The sequence below is a fragment of the Devosia sp. BK genome (genome assembly GCF_032907385.1).
GTDB lineage: Bacteria > Pseudomonadota > Alphaproteobacteria > Rhizobiales > Devosiaceae > Devosia.
In genome coordinates this window covers 267,377-289,104 of record NZ_JAIMBX010000001.1, presented here as the reverse complement: position 1 = coordinate 289,104, position 21,728 = coordinate 267,377, and the positions used below count along the sequence as shown (strand labels likewise).

Below are 21,728 nucleotides of genomic sequence, written 5' to 3'. Positions count from 1 at the left end.
GATCAGCCACAAAAACTCCCGCTCAGGTGAGCGGCGAGATGTCGAGCACGACGCGTCCTTCCCGGCTCCTCCGCCGGGGCGTGAACACGATGCGGGTCAGATCGACCGCTGGCTGATATTGTTTTTCCTGGGCTTTCCGAACATCGAAAGCGACCTCGAGCGCGCCGGCATCAAAGCCGATGCGTGCCCCCGCCCCAGCCTCGCCGACGAGCACAGCGTCACCCTCGGCCCGCGCCGAAAGCGACGTCACCAATACGGACTGAAATTCACCTTCGGCGCTCTTGAATGCATAGCGATCCTCAAGCCGAACCGCTCCACCCGGCACATCGCGCTTCAGCGCCACCGTCCGCTGCAACTGCGAGAGGTCAGCCTCCGCCGGATAGGCCGCTGCCATCTCCAGCACCAGCCGATCCTCGGCTACATCATGCCCATGCTCGAGCACTTTGGCCGCATGCGCCCTGCCTTCAGCCTGCGCCTCTCCATTCACCACCGGCACCGAATGACCCAGCGAAGACGCAAAAATGTTCTGGTAGCGATCGGGCCCAAAATAGGCCTTCGAATAGCGCCCACGCCCCGGATCGGTCAGCACCACCTTGCCGCCGGCAACCACCATGAACGACCCCACGTCGTTCTGGTTGTGCATCTCGTCATTGTGCCCGCCTTTGGCGGCCAGCCGCAGCGAATTTGGGTCGTTGGGATCAAGCCGGCTGATCATCCAGCCCATCTCGTCATACCAATCTTGCAGTCCCAAAGTGGCCGGCTCGGCCTTTGCCAACGGCCAGGCAAACTGCCGAAGCGGCCAGACGAATTGGTTGAATACCTCGACGCCAAAGTCATTCTGCATGCCGAGGCCCAAAAGCCCCGGCAGATCGAGATGCTTTGCCAACAGCGACAACAGGCCGGGATGAAAACTCGGATTATGATCCGAGTCCGAAAAGCTCACCCAGACGCCTTCCGTCAGCATGGTGCGCAACGGAAACTGCGCAATGTCCCGGATGAAATCGCCGTCCAGCAGGTCGATCGCCCCACCCGTCCGCTCATGCAGCAGATGTGCGAGCACGGCATAATTGCCGAACCCATAGGTCCAGTAATCCGGCCCTTCGGACGACCCGCCCTCGCGATCGAACGTCTCGAGATAATCCGCGAGACTATGCAGACCCCGCGTGACGATCTCCGCCAGCCGCCCCATATCCGTTTCAAGATAAAGCGCTGCGCCCACAGCCCCAGCGACACAGACCGCCGTCCAATTGTTCACCTGCTTCTGCGGCGTCGTATGCAGCCACCAGTGATCGTTCCGATTGAGAAACGGCCCGACCACCCGCCGCTCGACCTCGACCCGCACGCGATCGCGCAGATTGGCCGAGAGCTGATCTCCGACCAGATAGTCGATCTCAGCCAGATCCAGCGCCGTCATTGCCGCCGCCAGATCGAGCGTTGGCCGGTCGAAGCGATCCAATTCCCGCGCATGTGCCGGCCAGGCCCAATTGGTCTCCTCGAGCCGAGCCCAAATCACACTCTCGATGGCAGCGACAAACCGCCCCTCGCCGGTCAGCCACTCGGCTAAGACCAGCCGGTAAAGCATGCTCCGGCGCGCCCGCTGCGCATCCTCATAACCCTCGCGGCGACCAGTCTCGGCAAACTCACGATAAAGCCGCGCCGGAAGCGCCGGTACGTCGGCAACAGCATCTGCTTCCGCCTGGCCCACCAGTCCGGTGAGCACATCAGCGCCCAGCCGATCCTTCACGCCAACCCATTCATCAGACCTCGCCCGAGGAAACGGCGCAAAGTCAGGCGCGCTTTCCAGCACCTCCCGAACCTGACGCACATTCCACCGCCGAAGATCCACCAATTCCCCCTTAAGCCGCGCTCGATGTTACCGGAATGCTACCGGATGGCGCCGAACCTAACGCAAGGCTATGCACAATCTTGCGCAAATTCAAGACTTTTGCGCAATTCACGCAATTTACGCAATATTGCGAGAATTGCGTTGTGGGTGGAAATGGATAGGGGATAGGATGCGCCGAAAAGCGCATCGATCTCAACAAGGGCGCTGATATTTTTATCCGTTTGGAGCCGGAGATCACGCCCTCCCAGCCTCCCCCATCAAGGGTGAGGTGCTGTCCGATGGTCGTGAACACACCTAACCCCAAACTCGATCGACACCTCCCCCTTGATGGGGGAGGCTGGGAGGGGGTGGAGGCAAGCTCGGGAAGAGAAGATAAAACGCCCCCCTCAATCCAGCCGATGCACAGTCTCGCCCTCGACCAGCGTCAGCCCCACTTCAAGGTGCTGCACCGCCCGCTCGCCTTCGAGCTGCTGCGCCAGAAGCCGGACGACGCCGCGCCCGATCGCCTCGCGATCGACCCGCACCGTGCTCAGCCGCGGATTGGCGATCCCGGCAATCGGCAGATCGTCAAAACCCATCATCGAAAAATTCTTGGGCATGGGCGAATCCTGCCCGAGCAGCGAATCCACCATCGAGACGGCCACACTGTCATTCCAGCAAAAAACCGCCGTCACGTCGTATTTTCCGGCCAAAAGGTTAGCCAAGAGATCGTGGCTCGAATGCTCGTTGGAAATCACCACCGTCGCCTCGGCATCCGGCACGCTGGCCATCGCCGCCTCAAACCCGCGTCGCCGCTGCATGATCGTGTGGCGATGCCGATAGGTATAATGAAGGATCCGGCGATGCCCCGCATCAAGCAGGTGTTTCGTCGCCATATAGGCGCCGAAAAAGTTGGCCGGCGACACTGAACTCAATCGCATCAGGGGGTCGACACCATTGGCCAACACCACGCTGATATCGGCGTCGATCGCCCATTGCGCCAGCGCTTCATCGGGATCGATCCCCGCCAACACCAGCCCATTGGCGCCGGTCTTGGCCATATGCCGCTGAATGAAATCGAGCGTCACCGTTTCTTCATTGACGAGCCGCACATCGAGCAAGATGCCCTGCTCTGCCGCCTGGGCACGCATGCCTTCGACAATGCCGTGGTAAAAGCTCGTCAGGTTCCCCATGGCGCCATTGAGCGGCACCATGGCGACGGCGCGCTTATCAAGGCTCGCCACCGCCGGCACATGCTTGCTCTTGTAGCCGAGCATCCGCGCGACGCGCTGCACGTCCCTTCGCACCGCGTCGCTGATCCCGATCTCATTGGCCAGCGCCCGCGACACGGTAGATACGGACACGCCGAGCTTTTCGGCAATATCGGCTTGGTTCGCGCGCTTGCTGGCCATGAAAAGACCCTCCTCACTCAGTTACGCAATATTTGCGTTTCTTGAGTAAAGCAAGTTTTTCCCGTTTCACGCCATTCCGAACCGTTTTCCGAGCCATTTCATCTGCTCGCGATCCTGGAACGGCCCGCCGCCCTCGTGGTTGTTAAACTCATATTCCACAATCGTTTTATCGCTGCCGGCAAAAGCCTGGTAGGCGCCATAGACGGTCGACGGCGGGCAGATATCATCCATCAGCGCCACCGAGAACAATGCCGCCGCCTGGCTTTGCCGCGCGAAATTGACGCCGTCGAAATAGCGCAGCGTTTCAAAGACTTGGCCTGACTTATCCCTGTGCTGGGCCAGGAAGCGTACAATCTCGAGATAGGGATCGCGTCCCGCAGTCCGCACCGCACGGGGGTAATCGCAGAGAAACGGCACATCCGGCATCACAGCCTTCACCCGGCTATCGATGCCAGCAACCGCCAGGGCAATGCCGCCACCCTGGCTACCGCCACAAACGGCAACGCGCTGGGGATCGACGAAATCCTGCTCGAGCAGCATGTCGACCGCACGCACGCCATCGGTAAAGAGGCGCCGGTAATAGTAGTCGTTTTTGTCGAGCACGCCCTTGGTCATCACGCCGGGAATGGAGGGCGTCGTGCCCACGGGGTCAGCCGTCGCGCCCATGCTCCAGCTACTGCCCTGACCGCGCGTATCCATGCGGAAATAGGCATAGCCCGAAGCAGCCCAATGCAGCAGTTCATGGGGAAAGCTGCGCCCGCCGCCATAGCCGATGAATTGCACGACGAGCGGCAGTTTACCTTCGCGCACCTTCGGCAAGAGCAACCAACCCTTGACCGGTTGACCGTCAAACCCCGGAAAGGTCACGTCAAAAGCTTCGATCAGCTTCAGGCTCGTTTCGGCTGGCACCATTTCGACCTTGCCGCCCGCCGCGCGCGATTGGGCCAGCGTGTCCGACCAGAAGCTGGCGAAATCACCAGGCATTTCAACGCTGCTGCGATAGGCGCCAAGCGCCGGGTGAGTGAGATCGGGAAAGGGCACGGTGCAATATCCTGGTATGGAAGTTTAGCCCAGCCTGCACCCACGCCAGTCAAAAAACCAGTCGCTGCGGTCAATTCACACAGCTAAGCCACGTAGCACGCAATCGTAAACCGATGAAACTGCAGGTTTTTGTTACTCGGTCGCAGCAATGGATCTTCCGGCAAAAACAGCGCCGCGCCTGGCCTGATAACGTCCTCACGCTCAGCTGAAACCTCATCTGGCCGCGCCACCGTTAGCGTTCCGTTGTCAGCGACGCTCACCACACCGGTGGAAAAAAGTTGCGCCAAGCGCGATTCGAGCACCAGTACATTGCCGATCTCCAACTCGCCGCCGAATTCGCGCGGATGAATCAGCACCACCTCAAGCTTTTCATGCAGATTCTCGTCTTGAGGGGAGACACTCAAGCCACTGATCGCGCAGCGATATTGGTAAGTCTGCAGGGCAAAACGGTAAAAGGCCACGGCCATATCGGTCGCGGCATCGAACCGCGCCATGGGCTGTTCGCCAAATCCGCGCTGGTCGTCTTCCTCGATCATGACCGCCCCGATTGAACGGCGCAATCTTATGTAGATTTTACGATGGCGGAAACCCTAGGCGCAGTCCCAATCCCGATGGTGTGAAATGGCGTTTTCATTAGTGCGAAACCGGGAGTACAAAATACCTCATCGACGTGAGCCCCGGGACAAGATTGTCGACCGGACAGATAGTGATATTTTGAGCGAGCCCCTAAGCTCCCGGCCAGCCCTTTTTCGGAGCGTCTCATGACCACCAAAACCCTTCTCATCGCCGCCCTTCTGGCTGGCGTCACCCTTCCCGCCGCAGCCTTTGCGCAGGATTACAATGCCGATGCCACCATTCGCATCGGCTCGCTCTATGAACCCCAGAACCTCGACAATACCGCCGGCGCCGGCCAGGGCATCAACGAAGCCTTCAATGGCAATGTCTACGAAGCCCTGTTCCAGCTGACCGATGCCGGTGCTGTCGAGCCCAAGCTCGTCGATAGCTATGAAGCCAGCGAAGACGGCCTCACCTACACTTTTAAGCTCAAGCCCGGCGTCACCTTCCACTCCGGCGATCCGCTGACCGCAGCCGATGTGAAATATTCCATCGAGCGCGTCACCGCCGAAGCCTCGAAGAGCTCGCGCAAGAAGAGCCTCTCGACCATCACCGGCATCGAAACCCCCGATGACCAGACCGTCGTGATCACGCTCTCGGCGCGCTCGATCTCGCTGCCCTACAACCTCTCCTATGTCTGGATCGTCAACGACGCCGCCACAGATATCACGGCCACCGAAGACGGCACCGGCCCGTATACGCTGGGCGAATGGCGCCGCGGTTCGGCCCTCGCCCTCGAGCGCAACGACGCCTATTGGGGTGACGCCCCGACCAATGGCGAAGTGATCTACACCTATTTCACAGATGCCACCGCGCTCAACAACGCGCTGCTGACGAACGCCGTCGACATCATCACGTCGGTCCAGAGCCCGGATTCCCTCGCCCAGTTCCAAGGCAATTCGGCCTATACGGTCACCGAAGGCGCTTCCACCACCAAGGAAATCCTCGCCTACAACGATCGCGTCGCCCCGTTCGACAACGTCAAGGTCCGCAAGGCTCTGGCCCGCGCTACCGATAAGGCCCGCCTGCTCAATTCCATCTGGGGCGAATATGGCACGCTGATCGGCTCCTTCGTGCCGCCGACCGATCCCTGGTATGTCGATCTCACCAGCGTCGATGCCTATGACGTCGACAGCGCCAAGGCCCTCCTCGCCGAAGCCGGCTATCCCGATGGCTTCGAGTTCACCCTCGACACCCCGGACTACGATCCGCATCCGATCGTCGCGCAGTTCCTGCAGTCCGAATATGCCAAGATCGGCGTCAAGGTGAACATCAACATCATCACCGCCAATGAATGGTACACCAAGGTCTACCAGGCCCACGATTTTCAGGCGACGCTGCAGGAACACGTGAACCACCGCGACATCGTCTTCTACGGCAATCCCGACTTCTACTGGGGCTATAACAACCCTGAGGTCGTCAAGCTGATCGCTGACTCTGAATCCGCCGCCACGGAAGCCGAACAGACCGAAAAGCTGACCGAAGCCAACAAGCTCATCGCCGAAGACGCCGCCAGCAACTGGCTCTACCTCTATCCCCAGATCGTCGTGTCCGCCGCCAACGTCACCGGCTACCCTGTCAACGGCCTGAACTCCCAGTTCTACGCCTACGACATCCAGAAGAGCGAATAGGCTCCCTCGCGCCGCCGTCATTGCCGGGCTTGTCCCAGCAATCCATACCGCGCCGAGCGATGGATCACCGGGACAAGCCCGGTGATGACGGCAGTTGGGAATCCATTAAACACTTCCCACCGGCCCACCAGCCGGTGGCTTTGCTTTCTGTCCCCCGCTAATATTGCGCCCGACACCGCGCAAGGAATCTCCCCCATTCTCGTCTACCTCCTCCGCCGCACGCTGATCCTTCTCGCTTCGCTTTTCGTCGCAGCGGTGGTTCTCTTTGTGCTCTTGCGCCTCCTCCCCGGCGATCCGGCCAATGCGCTCCTTGGCGTCGGCGCCACCGAGCAGCAGATCGCCGCCGCCCGCGCCCAGGTCGGCTCCGATCAGCCGCTCGCCGTGCAATTCGTCAGCTTCCTTGGCAATATTGCCCGCCTGGATCTCGGCACCTCCTTTGTCAGCCGCGCCTCTGTGCTGGAAGAAATCGGCAACCGCATGTCGGTCACCCTGCCGCTGACGTTCCTGGGCTTCTTGATCGCACTGATCCTTGCCGTTCCGCTGGGCATTCTCGCCGCCGTACGCTCCGAAAAATGGTACGGGACTGCCATTTCCGTTGTATCCCAGCTCGGCATCGCCATCCCCGTCTTCTGGGTCGGCATCCTGCTGGTCACGCTCTTTTCCATCAATCTGCGCTGGCTCCCCTCCGGCGGCTTTCCGCTCAAAGGCTGGGCCAATTTTGGCGAAGCGATCACGGGCATGATCCTCCCGGCGCTCACCATCGGCCTCGTCATGGGCGCCTCGCTCCTGCGCTATGTCCGTGCCGCGACGCTTGACGTGCTCGGCAGCGATTACCTCCGCACCGCCCGCGCGCTCGGCGCCAGTTTCCCAGAGGCGCTAATCCGCCACGGCCTCCGCAACGGCGCCGTGCCAGTGATTTCCATTCTGGGCATCGAACTCGCCAGCACCTTCCTCGGCGCCGTCGTCATCGAGCGCGTCTTCTCGCTGCCCGGCCTCGGCTCCATGCTGCTCCTCGCCATCCAGCAGCGCGATTATCCCAATGTGCAGGGCGTCCTCTTCATTTCGACCCTCCTTGTCCTCCTCATCGGCTTTGCCGCCGACATCGCCCAGCGCCTGATCGATCCGCGCCTCCGCTCAACCGGGAGCGCCCGCGAATGACCACCGAAATCATCACCGCGCCGCAACGCCAGCGCCGCCCGCTCATTCTCTGGGCCGGCCTCATCCTCGTCGGCCTCCACGTCTTTGCCGGGCTCCTCAGCCTCGTCTGGCTGCCCTATGACCCGACTGCCATGGCCGGCGGCCGCCTCGAAGGCCCGAGCCTTCTCCATTGGGTCGGCACGGACAGGCTCGGCCGCGATCTATTCACCCAGATGATGATCGGCAGCCGTATCGCGCTCACCGTGGGCCTCGGCGCCGTCGCCATCGGCGCCGCCATTGGCGTTACCCTCGGTATTCTGTCTGCTTTCGCTACCCGCTGGCTCGACGATGCCCTTGCCGCCACTCTCGACATCCTGATTGCCTTCCCGACCCTGCTTATCGCCATGCTTGTCGTTGCCGCCAGCGACACGGCTAATCTCTGGTCCGCCATCATCGCGCTCGGCATCGCTCTCTCGGCCATCGTCGCGCGCCTCACCCGCATTCTCGCCAAGCGCGTGTTGGTAATGGACTACATCACCGCCGCCCGCACCTCGGGTAGCAGCTGGCCGAAAATCGTCGCCATCCATATCCTCCCCAATATTTGGCCGACCCTGGCGGTCAATTTCGCCCTGCAATTCGGCCTTGCCGTCATCGCCGAGGCGTCTCTCTCCTATCTCGGCCTTGGCGCCCCGCCGCCCAACGCCTCCTGGGGCCGCATCCTGCAAGAGGCACAAGGCACGGTTTACACTGCCCCCCTCGGCGCCATTGCTCCCGGCATCGCGCTCGTCTCCCTCGCCATTGGCGTCAACCTGCTCGCCGACGGCCTCCGCGACGCCATCGACCCCACGAGGCGCGCCCGATGACCGATCTCCTCACGCTCAACAATCTCTCAGTCTCGACCGGCACCAAGACGCTGATCCACGGCCTCTCCCTCTCCCTCGAAAAGGGCGAACGCCTCGGCCTCATCGGCGAATCCGGTTCCGGAAAATCCCTCACCGCCCTCGCCGCCACCGGCCTACTCCCCGCCGGCCTCCGCGCCAGCGGCTCCGCAATTCTAGCGGGCACAGAAGTCATCGGCGCCCCCGAGCGCCAGCTCAACACGCTCCGCGGCACCGCCGTCGCCATCGTCTTCCAGGAGCCGCTGACCGCGCTTGACCCACTCATGCGCGTCGGCAAACAGGTTGCCGAACCCCTCGCCCGCCGCGCCAAGCGCGATGGCAAGCCGCTCCCTGGCACCGCCCTCGATCAAGCCGTCCTTGCCCTCCTCACCGAAGTCGCCCTGCCCGATCCGCCGCGCATCGCCCGTGCCTACCCGCACGAACTCTCCGGTGGCCAACGCCAGCGCGTCGCCGTTGCCATGGCCCTCGCCTGCAAGCCTGATCTCTTGATTGCCGACGAGCCGACCACTGCGCTCGACGTCACCACCCAGGCCGAAATCCTCGCCCTGATCGACCGTCTCGTCCGCGAGCGCAACATGGCGCTCCTCTTCATCAGCCACGACCTCCCCGTCGTCGCCAACACCGTCAGCCGCGTCATCGTCCTCCGCCAGGGCGAAGCCGTCGAAGCCGGCACCGTCGCCGACGTCTTCGGTAATCCCCAGCACGATTACACCAAAAGCCTCCTCGCCGCCGCGCGCAGCTTTGATCGGGCCTTGGAGGGCACGCCATGACCCTCATCCAGGTCCAAAATCTCAATTTCGGCTATAGCGCTACTCGACAAATCCTCTCCGATATCAACCTCGATATCGCCCCCGGCGACACGGTCGGTCTCGTTGGCGAAAGCGGCTCGGGCAAGACCACGCTCCTCCGCCTCCTCCTCGGGCTCGCCCGCCCGGACAGCGGCAGCATCACCTTCGACGGCCAAGACCTCGACACCGGCAACCGCGCTTTCATGCGCCAGTTCCGCCGCCAGGCGCAAATCGTCTTCCAGGACCCCTATTCCTCGCTCGATCCGCGCCAGACCATTTTTTCGATCATCGCCGAGCCGCTGCGCTCCCTGAAAATCGACGGCGATCACCGCCAGATGGTCGCCGACGCCCTCGAAGCCGTCGGTCTCGACCGCGACGCCGCCACCCGCTATCCCCATCAGTTCTCCGGCGGCCAGCGCCAGCGCATCGCCATCGCCCGCGCCATCGTCGCCCGTCCGCGCTTCCTCCTCGCCGATGAAGCCGTCAGCGCGCTCGATCTCACCACCCGCACCCGCATCGTCGATCTCCTCGCGCGTCTCAGCGCGGAGATGACTCTGCTTTTCGTCTCCCACGATATTGGCGTCGTCGCCGCCCTCTGCCGCCGCATCGTCATCCTCGAAAAAGGCCGGATCGTGGAACAAGGCGAAACCGCCAAAATCCTCAAAAACCCGCAGCATCCCTATACGCAGCGCCTGCTCGCCAGCGTGCCGCGCCTCACCGTCAACGAGATTTCATCATGACCGATTACCCCACCCAATATGCCGATTGGCAGGCAAAGCGCCTCGCCGCCCTTAAAGCTCCGAATGGCTGGCTCAATATCATCGCCCGCGTCTGGCTCGCCGAAGGCACGGTCACCGTCGGCAGCGCCGCCGACAATGACATCATCCTCTCCTCCGGCCCGTCGCATATCGGCAGCCTCACCCAAGACGCCGATGGCCAGGTGACTTACACGCCCGAAGACGGCGCCCCTCAGGTTCTCGAACTCTCGAAATACAATCCGCCGCGCTTCACCGCCGGCAATCTTCTCCTCGAGGTAACGACCCTCAACGGCGAAAACGCCCTCCGCGTCCGCGACACCACGTCGGATGCCCCCGAAAAGCTGCAGCCACTTGAGTATTTCCCGCTCGATCCCACCTGGCGCGTCGTGGCAGATTGGGTGCAGCTCGAAACCGCCAAGGGCCTCACCATTGACACGTCCAAGTCAATCCCGACCGATGTCGAAGCCACCCACAAAGCCGTCTTCACCCGCGATGGCGTCACCTACGAACTCCTCGCCACCCATGGCACGCCGGAGTCTCCCCAGTTCGTCATCCGCGACCAGACGTCGAAGGACTCGACCTACGCCGCCTGCCGCTTCGTCTTCGGCGAAGATGTTACGGACAAGACCATCGTTCTCGACTTCAACAAGGCCGTAAACCCGCCCTGCGCCTTCACCGAGCACGCCGTCTGCCCGCTTCCGCCAGCCGAAAACGTCCTCCCCATCCGCATCGAAGCCGGCGAAAAGCGCCTGCACGACTAAGCGGTCACCCACTGCGCCGATCCAAGTCCCCGATTGTCACACCGGCCTTGAGCCGGGGCCCATCCCCGGATCGCAAGATGGATCTCGGCTCAAGGCCGGGACGACGGCCGATGGCTCGCAGGCCACGCAACAAAAGCGATACGTCCCTCGCCCTTCAAGGGGGAGGCTAGGTGGGGTCTACACCCCCAAACAAAAAAGGCCGGCATCGCTGCCAGCCTTCTCATAAAATTCTCTTGCCGTTCTAACGCCGTATGGCGCGAACCAGAGCAATAAGAATACAGGCGCCCAGAAGGCCCGCGATCAGGTAGCCAAGCCAGCCACCGAAGGAAACTCCGAGAATACCGAAAAGGAAGCTCGCAATCGCCGCGCCGACAATGCCGAGGACGATGTTGAGAAAAATCCCGGTATTGGTCTTCATGATGTTGGAGGCGATCCAACCTGCAATACCGCCGATGATGATGGCTGCAATCCAGCCAATGCCTGCGTCGCCCATGTCATAAACCCCACTGTTGAGCGCGACATTTCAAATGCCGCACTATCCAACGTTCCGCTCACGGATTCGGTTGCGGCCGCAGAGTCGAAAAGCCCAACAAATCCGGGAGCTTCGCCCGAATTCAGAACTCGAAGCTCCAATCGTCATCCTGAGGCGTGAACCGCCCCATGCTCGGTGCTGACCAACCGCGCCCGATCGAATAGAGCCGCACCCAGCACGTGACGACCCCATTGGGATGCTTGGCGCAATCCGTCGCTTCGAGCCGGATGCGCTTTTCGACCACGGCGACACGGTCGCGTTCGAGAATTCGTGGATTGGCCAACATGGCGTCGATCGCCTGCGTGGGTGTAGGACCACCCGCAACAAGGGGCGCTTCGCTGGAGCTGCACCCGCACAGAAATACCAGCCCCACCAGCACTGCGGCGTAGAACGGCGGCTTCATGGAACCCTCCTGGGTCTCAGGTGTCCACTCTAACACGGCGCCGGTAAATTCCCGGTTGAGGTCGAACTACAAACAATACCGATGTCCCAGGTTTAGCCCGCCCTAAGTTTCTGCCGGGAAACTCCAAAAAAGCCGGTTTTCCTATTGGCTCGCGGGCGACAATGCCGCTAGTTTGGCGCCGCCCCGGTTCCATACCAGTCTGTCGAGACGCCCATGAACGCCAATTCCATTTTCGCCCAGATCGTCGCTGCCGTTGGCGCCGTTGCCGTTGCGGTCCGCCATTCCGGCGATGGTCCGCGCCCGCCCGTTTTTGGCGCCAAACCCTCCATTCCCGAGCCCAAGGCCCAGGGCAGCATTCCGACGCTGAAAATGCCGACCGCCAAGGGCTGGGAAGGCGATCATAAGCCACAGGCTGCTGCGGGCCTCAAGGTCAATGCCTTCGCCAAGGGGCTGGACCATCCGCGCCAGGTCTATGTCCTCCCCAATGCCGACGTGCTCGTCGCCGAATCCATGGGTGAGTCTGGCAAGCCAAGCTCGCTTTTCGACCACGCCATGTCGGTCACCATGCAGCGTGCCCGCGCCTCGGGCGATAGCCCGAACCGTATCATTCTCCTCCGCGATGCCGATGGCGATGGCGTCGCCGAAATCCGCCACACCTATATCGCCAATGTCCGCCAGCCCTATGGCATGGCCTTGATCGGCTCGACGCTCTATGTCGGCGCCAGCGATGCGCTTTACGCCTATCCGTATGATCCCGCCGTTACCAGCATCACGGCTCCCGGCAAGAAGCTGATGGACCTCGTTCCCGGTGGCCATTGGACGCGCAATCTCATCGCCAGCAAGGACGGCACAAAACTCTATGTCGCCGTCGGCTCGCTCAGCAATATCGGCGATGCCGGCATCGCTGCTGAAGAAAACCGCGCCTGCATCCACGAATATGACATCGCCACCGGCACCTCGCGCATCTATGGCGCAGGCCTCCGCAATCCCGTCGGCATGGCTTGGGAGCCGACGACCAATACGCTCTTCACGGTCGTAAACGAGCGCGATGGCCTCGGCGACGAAACCCCGCCCGACTATCTGACCTCGGTGCGCGATGGCGGCTTCTATGGCTGGCCCTATTCCTATTGGGGCGTGGTCGATGATCGCGTCACCCAGAACCCCTCTCGTTCGGCCGCGACGCAGGATCATCCGGACTACGCCCTCGGCGGCCACACGGCCTCTCTCGGCCTCACCTGGGTGCCCGAAAACACCCTGCCCGGCTTCCCCGCCGGCATGGCCATCGGCCAGCACGGCTCCTGGAACCGCAGCAAACTGAGCGGCTATAAGCTGACCTTCGTCGCCTTCGAAAACGGCAAGCCCACCGGCCTGCCGCGCGACATCCTCACTGGCTTCCTCTCAGCCGATGAGAAGTATTCCTATGGCCGCCCCGTCGGCGTCACCGTCGCGGCCGACGGCGCACTGCTCATGGCCGACGATGTCGGCGACGTCATCTGGCGCGTCACCGGCGCCTGATCGACCATGACGGCCCTCAAGCACGCTGCAACCGCGCTCTTCCTCACGCTCGTTGGCCTCGGCTCTGCCGGGGCTGCGGAGACGCTGACCATCGGCGTGCAAGAAAGCGGCACCGTGCAATGGGAGATCGAGACCATAAAATCTATGGGCCTCGATAAGGCGCATGATCTCGACCTCGTCGTGCGCCCGCTCGCCGATAGCCGCGCCGGCCAGATCGCACTCCAGACCGGCGCCGTCGACGTTATCCTGTCCGATTTCGTCTGGGTCTCGGTCCAGCGCAATTCCGGCAATATGGTCGCCATGGTGCCCCATTCGCTCGCCGTCGGCGGCATGATGATTCCCGCTGGTAGCGACATCGCCTCGGTCGCCGATCTCGACGGCAAGGTCATCGGCGTTGCCGGCGGCCCAGCCGACAAAAGTTGGGTCATTCTTCAGGCCTATTTCGCCCACGAAACCGGCAAGACTCTTGCCGAAGCCGCAGAGCCCCGCTTCGGCGCCCCGCCGCTCGTCAACGAACTTCTCGCCAGCGCCAAGATCGAAGCCGGCCTCAATTTCTGGCAGTGGAACGCCCGCGCCGCCGCATCTGGCGCCACCGAATTGCTCTCGGTAAAAGCCATGCTGGCCGACCTTGGCATCGCGACACCCCCGCACCTCCTCGGCTGGACGTTCACCGACGTGACGGCCGCGGCAAAGCCCGAAGCCCTCAAGCGTTTTCTCGACGCCTCGTTCGCCGCCAAGGACGTGCTCCGCACCGATGACTCGGCCTGGGAACACCTCATAGACCTGATGGGCGCCGCCGACGACCCCGCGCTGTTCGAGGCCCTCAAATCCGGCTACCGCGCCGGCATCGTCACCGCCTACGATCCCGCGGACACCTCCGCCGCCGAAAAGACTTTCGCACTCCTCGCCGAATTCGGCGGCAGTGATGTGGTCGGCGATGACACGACCCTTGCCGAGGGCACCTTCTGGCCCGGCTACAGCAAGTAGTTTTGGTGCCATCCGCGCAACGCCATCATCGTTTCCTTGAGCTGGCCTCCATCCCGCTCCTGCTGCTCTTCTGGCAAGTGCTGGCCATGCTCATGGCCCAGCGCCTTTTCCCGACGCCCCTCGCGGTCGGCGCCGAACTCATTCATCTCGCCACCGCCGAACGCCTGCTGCCTGATCTCGGGCAAACCCTTATCCGCGCCGGCCTCGGCTTCTTCCTCGCCATGGTGCTCGGCACCGCGCTTGGCCTCGTCCTCGGCCGCGTCCGCAGTCTCGACCGGCTCTTTTCCGGCTGGCTCATCGTCGGGCTCAACCTGCCCGCCATCGTCGTCGCGATCCTGTTTTACATCTGGCTCGGCCTCACCGAGACCGCGCTGATTGCCGCCGTCGTCGTCAACAAGCTCCCCCTCGTCGCCGCTACCATCCGCGAAGGCGTCCGCAGCTTTGCGCCCGAATATGACGAACTCGCCCGCGCCATGCGCTGGCCCCTCGCCCGGCGCCTCCGCCTCGTCTTCATCCCCCAGCTCATGCCCTTCGTGCTCGCCGCCGCGCGCACGGGCCTCTCGCTGATCTGGAAAATCGTCCTCGTCTTCGAAGTCCTGGGCAGCGATGGCGGCGTCGGCTACCGCGTCAGCCTCTTTTTCCAGTTCTTCGACATCACCGGCATCCTGGCCTACACCGCCGCCTTCATCGCCGTCGTCCTCGCGGTCGAATACGGCCTCCTGCGCCCCCTCGAACACAAGGTCCTCAAATGGCGCGCGGACCCAGCCTGAACCTGACCATCGCCGAAAAGCGCTACGCCGCCGGCGCTGCGCCGGTCCTGGCCGGCATCGATCTCACTATCGCCGCGGGAAGCGTCACCGCCATCCTCGGCCCCTCCGGCATCGGCAAATCCACCCTGCTCCGGCTGATTGCTGGCCTCGACACGCAGTTCACTGGCTCCATCCAAATTGACGGCCAGTCACCAATCGACGCCCCGTCCCCCGGCTTCGTCTTTCAGGACCCCCGCCTCCTCCCCTGGCTCACCGTCCTCGACAACATCCGCACCGCCGGCCAAGGCGTCGATACCGCCACCGCCCTGTCCGCCCTTGAGCGCACTGGCCTCACCACCGCTGCAAATCTCTACCCCCGCCAACTCTCCGGTGGCATGCAGCGCCGCGCCAGCCTCGCCCGTGCCTTGGCAATGAGCTCCGGCCTTCTGCTGCTGGACGAACCCTTCGTTTCCCTCGACCGCGCTCTCGTCAGCGAAATGCAGGACTTGGTTGCCGATATCATCACTGCCGACAAGCCCACGACGCTGCTCGTCACCCACATGCCCGAAGACGCCGCCAGATTAGCGGGCCGCGTACTGATCCTTGCGGGTCAGCCCGCAAAGGTGGTGGCGGACCTCGCCTTGCCCGCGCCAATCGCTATGCGCGAGCGCCAGACCATCGCTAGCTATGTCGAGATGATCGAAGCCGCTACCGATTACCGTCGTATTCCAGCGGAATGACGATCGGGAATTTTTCCTGTCCCGCCGGAGGCGGTGGTAACGGCGAACTGGCCCATGCAAGGTCTGTTGCGGCCTTATCCAGCGCGGGGAAACCGCTCGATTGAGCAATACTGACCGATTGCACTTGGCCACTCGCGTCAATGTTGAACCTAAGCATTACCACGCCTCCCTGCCCGCGCCGCCCCTCATTGGGGTTTCGCTTCCGACGAGCAAGATGCCGCAACACGCTGTTCTGCCAGCTCTGGATCTGCGACGCACTCGGCTCCGCCGAAACTGCCTGCTGCGGCGCCGCGACCTGCTCAGCCTTCTCGGCCGCCGGCTTCGGCGCCGCCGCAACGCTCGCCGCTGACGGTGGCGGCGCCGTTTTCCGCTGTGGCGGCGGCGTAAACTTCGTCGCCGGCGTTTCAGCGCGAATATCGGCAATCCGCTGCGGCATCGCCACCGGCATCGGCATATTCGGATCCAACGGTTCTGGTTCTGGCTCAGGCTCGACCGGTTCTACAACCGGGGGTTCCTCAACCGGGTCAACCTCCGGCACCACCTCCGCCTGCCGCTCGATCACCACAGCCGGCTCGGGCACCTCTGCCTCGGGTACCTCGATCACCGGCTCTGCCGTCTCGACAGGCGCTGGCTCAGGTTCAGGTATAGACTCAGGCTCAACCGCAGCCATACGCGCAACCGGCTCGGGCTCTGAGACTTCCGCTGGCGGGGGCTCTTCTAAAACCGGCTGCACTTCCTCGGCAAACGGCGGCGCCTCTTCAACCACCGGCTCGGGTTCATCCAGTGGCTTCACCTCTTCTATTGACTCCGGCTCATCCACCGGTTCTGCCTCAGGATCCGGTTCCGCCTCAGTCTCCGGCGCCGCCTCCGAAGCCGTGGTCGGCGCACCCTCGGCGATCTCAAGCTCTTCTTCTGCCGGCGAGGTTACGAATTCGGCAAATTCCACCGTCATCGCCCCGGCCGGTTCTCCAGCCGGTTCCGCCGGCACGAACCGCTGATAGGCCCAGACACCCGAGCCGATCCCCGACAGCACGATCAAGCTCGCTGTCGCCCAAAGCGCCAGTTCGCCCCGCGTGGTGCGCAAAAAATCTTCGGGACTAAAACTGTCTCCGGTCAGTTTCATTGCGCCGCTGGAGCCTCAGGCAAAGCAACCCCATTGGCGCTTTCGACCCCAACGAGCGCGATCCGCAAATAGCCGGCCTCGCGCAACAGGTTCATCACCGCCATCAGTTCGCCATAGGCGACGTCCTGGTCGGCCCGCAAAAACACCCGCGTCTCACGATCCCCCTTGGTCACCGCGTCAAGCTGCGCCTGCAAAGCGTCGCGCGCCACTGCGTCGTTATCGATGGCAAGGCTGAGATCGCCCTTGAGCGTCACAAACAGCGGCTCATCGGGTCGCGGCGCTGGCGTCGCGTTCGACACCGGCAGGTCGACATTGACATCGACCGTCGCCAAAGGCGCCGCCACCATGAAGATGATCAGCAGCACCAGCATGACGTCGATAAAGGGCGTCACATTGATCTCGTGATTGATCTCGAGATCGTCGCCGCCGCTATCCTTGATCCGCCCAGCCATGGCCTATTCCGCCGCCTTAGCGCTCGAAACGCGACCATGCAGCGCCACGCGATCGAGATCCCGGCTCACCACCCGTTCGATCCCCGCCGATACATCGGCCAGCACCTGCCGATAGCCCGTCACCGAGCGCGCGAAGGCATTGTAGATCACCACCGCCGGAATAGCCGCGACAAGCCCAAATGCCGTCGCGAGCAGCGCCTCTGCGATACCCGGCGCCACGACGGCGAGGTTTGTCGTCTGCGTCTCGGCGATCCCGACAAAGGCATTCATGATGCCCCAGACGGTCCCAAAGAGGCCGACGAACGGCCCCACAGAACCGACCGACGCCAAAATCCCAAGGCTCTTGGAAATCTTGCGGCCGGCGGCCACCTCGATCCGCGACAGCCGCGAGGAAACACGTTCCTTGATACCGCCGGGATCAACCCGCCCCAGCATATCGCTTGAGGCGTCCATTTCTTCCTGCGCCGCCGCCACCAGCATTGCGCCGACCCCGCGCCGCTGCCGCATCGTCTCGGCCAGGTCGCGGAGGCTTTGGGCCTTCGAAACATCGCGCAGTGTCGCCAGCGCCCGTCGCCGCGCGCCTGCGAGCTGCAGGGTCTTAAACAACCAGATGGTCAGGGTCACGACAGCCGCTGTCACAAGCCCGATCATCACGCCTTTGACGACGTAATCCGCCGCCATGAACATGCCCCAGGGCGATAGGTCATGCCCCTGTAACCCGGTTTCGACACCAACTGCCGGCTCAGCCGGAACATCCACAACGGCAGGCACAGTCTCCGTCTCCGGCACAACTGCTGGCGCAACGACATCCGGCACAGGGCTGACCGGTGCGACATCCTGCGCCATAGAAAAGCCCGTGATCCCAGCCAAAACCAACGCAACCGTTGCCATTCGCTGCATCAGGCCCAAGGCCGTTTTCCGCTCTGCCATGTCACACCTCTCGGCAGTCTGCTGCCGTCATCGCACCACGCGCCGAAATTCGTCGCGCGTCACCCCTTAATAAAGGTGACCATCGAAGTCAACAATTCTGGAAAGGCCGCGCAAAAAGCGTTGTGCGCTATGACATAAGTTATAAAATATTGAAATGACAGCTTTGGTCACACGACCTATGTTCGCTGGAAATCGGAGCTTCCATGGCCATAGCCTCACTGCGTTCCGCGCTCAAAGAGCGGACCGCCGCGCTCCACCACCAGCTTGATCAGCAGGTGGGGGAGTTCACTGCCCAAGACGACTACGCAGACTATGTCACGCGCAGCTATCTTTTTCGTGCGACCATAGAGCCACGCCTTGCCGGCGACGGCTGGCAGTCCCCGCTCTTGGCCGACGTCATGGCGCAGGATCTGGCCGATCTCGGCCGCTCCGTGCCCAAGACGCAAACCAGTGAAACGCCGCGCGCCAATCGCGGCGAACGCCTCGGCATGCTCTATGTCATCGAAGGCTCCAGCGTCGGCGCCCGCCTCCTGTTGCGCCGTGCCAAGGCAATCGGTTTCTCCGAAGATTTCGGCGCCCGTCATCTCGGCCATCAGGCCGGCGACACCGCACGCTGGCCGCAGTTCCTCTTCGTTCTGGAACAGACCCCCGCCGCCGAGCATGAAGACGTGCTGCGCGCCAGCGAAGACGCCTTCCGCCTCGCCCTCGATGCCTACACGGTTGCGGCCCCATGAACGCCCAGACCAAGGTCGACCTGACCAATTGTGATCGCGAACCCATCCACATTCCGGGCAGCATTCAGCCCCATGGATGCCTCCTCGCCTGTGACATGTCCGCCGTCACCGTTCTGCGTCATTCAGAAAATTGTGCTGGCATTATTGGCGTCGAAGGCGATCTCATCGGCCGCTCGCTGCCCGAAGTGCTAGGCGATCAGGTTTCCCATAACATTCGCAACGCTCTCTCGCGCACGCAGGAAGGCGCCCGCTCTTCGCTGCTCTTTGGCGAACTGCTGCCTAATGGCCGCCGCTATGACATCGCGGTCCACCGCTTCAAGGGCAATGCCATCATCGAGCTTGAGCCGGCCGAAAGCGAGATTGCTCAGCCGCTTGAACTGACCCGCGCCATGCTCGGCCGCATTCAGCAGATCACGACGACTGATCGCCTGATCCGCGACACGGCTCGCCTGATCCAGGGCATGCTCGGCTATGATCGCGTCATGATCTACCAGTTCGGCTCCGATGGCGCCGGCAAAGTGATGAGCGAAGCCAAGCGCCCCGATCTCGAAAGTTTCCTCGGCCAATATTTCCCTGCCAGCGACATCCCGCAACAGGCCCGTGCGCTCTATCTCAAGAACACGATCCGCATCATTTCCGACGCCAATTTCGAGCGAATTCCAGTCAATCCGGTGCTCGACATCTCCGGCGAGCCGCTCGACCTTTCATTCGCGCATCTGCGCAGCGTTTCCCCCATCCATTGCGAATACCTCCGCAATATGGGCGTCGGCGCCTCGATGTCGATTTCCATCATCATCGATGGTGAGCTGTGGGGGCTGATCGCCTGCCACCACTATGGCCCGCGCACGCTGTCGATGGCGCAGCGGGTCGCTGCCGAAATGTTCGGCGAGTTTTTCTCGCTCCATCTCAATGCCCTCCACAATCGGCGCCTCCTCGAAGCCGTCACCACGGCGCGCCGCGCGCTCGACGAATTCCTTGGCCTCGCTGTCGGGGCAGAGGACATCAATCAGCTCTTCCGCGATCATCTGAGCGATTTCGGCAATCTCATACCGTCCGATGGTCTTGCCATGTGGATCGACGGCAAGCTCGTTAGTTCAGGCGCGACGCCACCGCCCGAAGCGATTCCCGGCCTCGCACGGTTCGCGCAGACCGTTGCCGAAGGCTGTATCTGGGCCACCAACAAATTGGCCAATGTCTTCCCCGGCGCCGAGGAATATGCATCGACCGCTGCAGGCGTTCTCATCGTGCCACTCTCGCAGCGGCCGCGCGATTTCCTGTTCTATTTCCGCAAGGAACTGGTGCAGACGCTCGATTGGGCCGGCAATCCGGATAAAGTCTACGAAACCGGCCCGCTCGGCGATCGCCTGACACCGCGCAAGAGCTTCGCCATCTGGAAAGAGACGGTTCACCAGCAATCCGCGCCCTGGACCGAGCAGGAACGCGAGTTCGGTGAAGCCGCCCGCGCCGCCCTCGTCGGTGTCATCCTGCAACATTCGGAACTGCTGGCCGATGAGCGCGCCAAGGCCGAAGTGCGCCAGCGCATGCTCAACGAAGAGCTGAACCACCGCGTCAAGAACATCCTCGCGGTTATCAAATCGTTGGTCACAAGCCCCGACCAGACCGGCCAGAGCCTCGAAAACTATGTCGAATCTCTGCGCGGCCGCATCCATGCCCTCTCGCTCGCCCATGATCAGGTCATTCGCGGCGATGGTGGCGGCTCCCTGGTCGATCTGCTCAATGCAGAATTGACCCCCTACCGCACGGGAACATCGAGCATCGTGCTATCGGGCCCCGGTGTCTGGATGGATGCGCGCGCCTTTTCAATCATGGCGCTGGTGCTACACGAGCTTTCGACCAATGCTGCCAAATATGGCGCCCTCTCCCGCCCCGGTGCTACGCTCAGCGTCACCTGGAGCATCGACGATGTCGGTGGCTGCAATATCGTCTGGCAGGAAAGCGATGGCCCCGAAGTCACCCCGCCCAGCCGCCGCGGCTTCGGCACGGTGCTGATCGATCGCAGCATTCCCTTCGATCTCGGCGGAGAAAGCGACGTCCAATACCTTCGCGAGGGCGTTTTTGCCCGGTTCCGTATTCCGCCCCGCTTCATCGCCATTCGTAACGTTCCGGCGCCGACCCCGGTCGAAACGTCCCATCCTTCGGTGGTCGCAGACACTGACCTCACCGGCAAGCATGTGCTCGTCGTTGAAGATCAGATGCTGATCGCCATGGATCTCGAACGCCTTCTGGTCGATGCGGGCATGGAGGTCGATGCCGTCGCCACTTCGCATCGCGAAGCCAGCGCCGCCCTGTCGCGGAACAGACCGGATATCGCGATCCTCGACGTCAATCTGGGCGAAGAAACCTCGGAACCCATCGCCCGCCAACTGCTGGCCGACGGCATCCCCTTCATCTTCGCTACGGGCTATGGCGAAGCTGGCAGCATCCCGACTGCCTTTGAGGGCATCGGCGTCGTCCGTAAGCCCTACGACCAGGATTCCATCCTGCGCCAATTGCGCGAAGCCCTGAGCAAAGCGAAGTAACGGACGATCACCTCGCTTTTGACCCCGGCGAAAGAGACGGGGCCAGCCACTGCAGACGCTTTGGGCGCTCGGACTGTCCCACACACCGCCCTTCCCTCGGGCCTGACCCGAGGGCCGATGCGGGAGCCACAAACATTCAGTGTGTTGGCGCAGTGA

21 protein-coding genes are annotated in these 21,728 nt (G+C 62.6%); 12 read left to right on the top strand and 9 right to left on the bottom strand.

The features are described from left to right. Nucleotides 1-22 precede the first annotated feature (22 nt). The 4 genes from DevBK_RS01315 to DevBK_RS01300 all read right to left on the bottom strand — a co-directional run bounded on the left by DevBK_RS01315 (nucleotide 23) and on the right by DevBK_RS01300 (nucleotide 4,814). Nucleotides 23-1,744 carry a heparinase II/III family protein gene (locus DevBK_RS01315; RefSeq protein ID WP_317184200.1) on the bottom strand — a complete coding sequence of 574 codons (1,722 nt, stop codon included), beginning with the start codon at nucleotides 1,742-1,744 and terminating at the stop codon, nucleotides 23-25. A 488-nt stretch (nucleotides 1,745-2,232) separates the two neighbouring features. Then, the gene (locus DevBK_RS01310) at nucleotides 2,233-3,237 is read right to left on the bottom strand and encodes a LacI family DNA-binding transcriptional regulator (protein ID WP_317184199.1); all 1,005 of its coding nucleotides are present in this window, start codon (nucleotides 3,235-3,237) and stop codon (nucleotides 2,233-2,235) included. A 66-nt stretch (nucleotides 3,238-3,303) separates the two neighbouring features. Beyond that, nucleotides 3,304-4,278, bottom strand: coding sequence for an acetylxylan esterase (locus DevBK_RS01305; RefSeq protein WP_317184198.1), 975 nt, complete (start codon nucleotides 4,276-4,278; stop codon nucleotides 3,304-3,306). Between the two features lie 83 nt (nucleotides 4,279-4,361). Beyond that, nucleotides 4,362-4,814 carry a hypothetical protein gene (locus DevBK_RS01300; protein ID WP_317184197.1) on the bottom strand — a complete coding sequence of 151 codons (453 nt, stop codon included), beginning with the start codon at nucleotides 4,812-4,814 and terminating at the stop codon, nucleotides 4,362-4,364. Between the two features lie 225 nt (nucleotides 4,815-5,039). Between DevBK_RS01300 and DevBK_RS01295 the strand changes: the two genes are divergently transcribed. The 6 genes from DevBK_RS01295 (at nucleotide 5,040) to DevBK_RS01270 (ending at nucleotide 10,867) form a co-directional block, all read left to right on the top strand. Beyond that, the gene (locus DevBK_RS01295) at nucleotides 5,040-6,524 is read left to right on the top strand and encodes an ABC transporter substrate-binding protein (RefSeq protein ID WP_317184196.1); all 1,485 of its coding nucleotides are present in this window, start codon (nucleotides 5,040-5,042) and stop codon (nucleotides 6,522-6,524) included. An 84-nt stretch (nucleotides 6,525-6,608) separates the two neighbouring features. Beyond that, nucleotides 6,609-7,682 (top strand): ABC transporter permease, encoded by a 1,074-nt coding sequence (locus DevBK_RS01290; protein ID WP_317184195.1) that lies wholly within the window; start codon nucleotides 6,609-6,611, stop codon nucleotides 7,680-7,682. Further along, nucleotides 7,679-8,524: an ABC transporter permease gene (locus DevBK_RS01285; RefSeq protein WP_317184194.1), complete on the top strand. Its 846-nt coding sequence runs from the start codon at nucleotides 7,679-7,681 to the stop codon at nucleotides 8,522-8,524. Before DevBK_RS01290 ends, DevBK_RS01285 begins: the two co-directional genes overlap by 4 nt. Next, nucleotides 8,521-9,330 carry an ABC transporter ATP-binding protein gene (locus DevBK_RS01280; protein WP_317184193.1) on the top strand — a complete coding sequence of 270 codons (810 nt, stop codon included), beginning with the start codon at nucleotides 8,521-8,523 and terminating at the stop codon, nucleotides 9,328-9,330. Before DevBK_RS01285 ends, DevBK_RS01280 begins: the two co-directional genes overlap by 4 nt. Further along, nucleotides 9,327-10,088, top strand: coding sequence for an ABC transporter ATP-binding protein (locus DevBK_RS01275; protein WP_317184192.1), 762 nt, complete (start codon nucleotides 9,327-9,329; stop codon nucleotides 10,086-10,088). Before DevBK_RS01280 ends, DevBK_RS01275 begins: the two co-directional genes overlap by 4 nt. After that, on the top strand, nucleotides 10,085-10,867 hold the full coding sequence (locus DevBK_RS01270) for a DUF1684 domain-containing protein (protein WP_317184191.1): 783 nt from the start codon (nucleotides 10,085-10,087) through the stop codon (nucleotides 10,865-10,867). Before DevBK_RS01275 ends, DevBK_RS01270 begins: the two co-directional genes overlap by 4 nt. A gap of 241 nt (nucleotides 10,868-11,108) precedes the next feature. Here the strand turns inward: DevBK_RS01270 and DevBK_RS01265 are convergent, their stop codons facing one another. Continuing rightward, nucleotides 11,109-11,360 carry a GlsB/YeaQ/YmgE family stress response membrane protein gene (locus DevBK_RS01265; protein WP_061910176.1) on the bottom strand — a complete coding sequence of 84 codons (252 nt, stop codon included), beginning with the start codon at nucleotides 11,358-11,360 and terminating at the stop codon, nucleotides 11,109-11,111. A 121-nt stretch (nucleotides 11,361-11,481) separates the two neighbouring features. Continuing rightward, complete coding sequence (locus tag DevBK_RS01260) at nucleotides 11,482-11,802, bottom strand: hypothetical protein (RefSeq protein ID WP_317184190.1); 321 nt, start codon at nucleotides 11,800-11,802, stop codon at nucleotides 11,482-11,484. Between the two features lie 213 nt (nucleotides 11,803-12,015). Between DevBK_RS01260 and DevBK_RS01255 the strand changes: the two genes are divergently transcribed. From DevBK_RS01255 to DevBK_RS01240, 4 genes are read left to right on the top strand one after another with little or no spacing between them, the layout of a single operon-like run. Further along, nucleotides 12,016-13,317 (top strand): sorbosone dehydrogenase family protein, encoded by a 1,302-nt coding sequence (locus DevBK_RS01255; protein WP_317184189.1) that lies wholly within the window; start codon nucleotides 12,016-12,018, stop codon nucleotides 13,315-13,317. Between the two features lie 6 nt (nucleotides 13,318-13,323). Further along, nucleotides 13,324-14,304: an ABC transporter substrate-binding protein gene (locus DevBK_RS01250; protein WP_317184188.1), complete on the top strand. Its 981-nt coding sequence runs from the start codon at nucleotides 13,324-13,326 to the stop codon at nucleotides 14,302-14,304. 5 nt (nucleotides 14,305-14,309) lie between these two features. After that, nucleotides 14,310-15,074: an ABC transporter permease gene (locus tag DevBK_RS01245; protein WP_317184187.1), complete on the top strand. Its 765-nt coding sequence runs from the start codon at nucleotides 14,310-14,312 to the stop codon at nucleotides 15,072-15,074. Then, on the top strand, nucleotides 15,053-15,793 hold the full coding sequence (locus tag DevBK_RS01240; RefSeq protein WP_317184186.1) for an ABC transporter ATP-binding protein: 741 nt from the start codon (nucleotides 15,053-15,055) through the stop codon (nucleotides 15,791-15,793). Before DevBK_RS01245 ends, DevBK_RS01240 begins: the two co-directional genes overlap by 22 nt. Here the strand turns inward: DevBK_RS01240 and DevBK_RS01235 are convergent. The 3 genes from DevBK_RS01235 to exbB are packed head-to-tail and all read right to left on the bottom strand — an operon-like array spanning nucleotide 15,762 to nucleotide 18,298. Continuing rightward, nucleotides 15,762-16,916, bottom strand: a complete 1,155-nt coding sequence (locus tag DevBK_RS01235) for a TonB family protein (protein ID WP_317184185.1) — start codon at nucleotides 16,914-16,916, stop codon at nucleotides 15,762-15,764. The genes DevBK_RS01240 and DevBK_RS01235 overlap by 32 nt on opposite strands. After that, nucleotides 16,913-17,368 (bottom strand): TonB system transport protein ExbD, encoded by a 456-nt coding sequence (gene exbD, locus DevBK_RS01230; RefSeq protein WP_317184184.1) that lies wholly within the window; start codon nucleotides 17,366-17,368, stop codon nucleotides 16,913-16,915. The genes DevBK_RS01235 and exbD overlap by 4 nt, the downstream gene beginning before the upstream one ends. A 3-nt stretch (nucleotides 17,369-17,371) precedes the next feature. Next, the gene (exbB, locus tag DevBK_RS01225; protein ID WP_317184183.1) at nucleotides 17,372-18,298 is read right to left on the bottom strand and encodes a tonB-system energizer ExbB; all 927 of its coding nucleotides are present in this window, start codon (nucleotides 18,296-18,298) and stop codon (nucleotides 17,372-17,374) included. 203 nt (nucleotides 18,299-18,501) lie between these two features. Here exbB and DevBK_RS01220 point away from each other — a divergent pair, with 203 nt between their 5' ends. Both DevBK_RS01220 and DevBK_RS01215 read left to right on the top strand, forming a co-directional pair. Continuing rightward, complete coding sequence (locus DevBK_RS01220; protein ID WP_317184182.1) at nucleotides 18,502-19,032, top strand: biliverdin-producing heme oxygenase; 531 nt, start codon at nucleotides 18,502-18,504, stop codon at nucleotides 19,030-19,032. Continuing rightward, nucleotides 19,029-21,572: an HWE histidine kinase domain-containing protein gene (locus DevBK_RS01215; protein WP_317184181.1), complete on the top strand. Its 2,544-nt coding sequence runs from the start codon at nucleotides 19,029-19,031 to the stop codon at nucleotides 21,570-21,572. The genes DevBK_RS01220 and DevBK_RS01215 overlap by 4 nt, the downstream gene beginning before the upstream one ends. Nucleotides 21,573-21,728 lie beyond the last annotated feature (156 nt).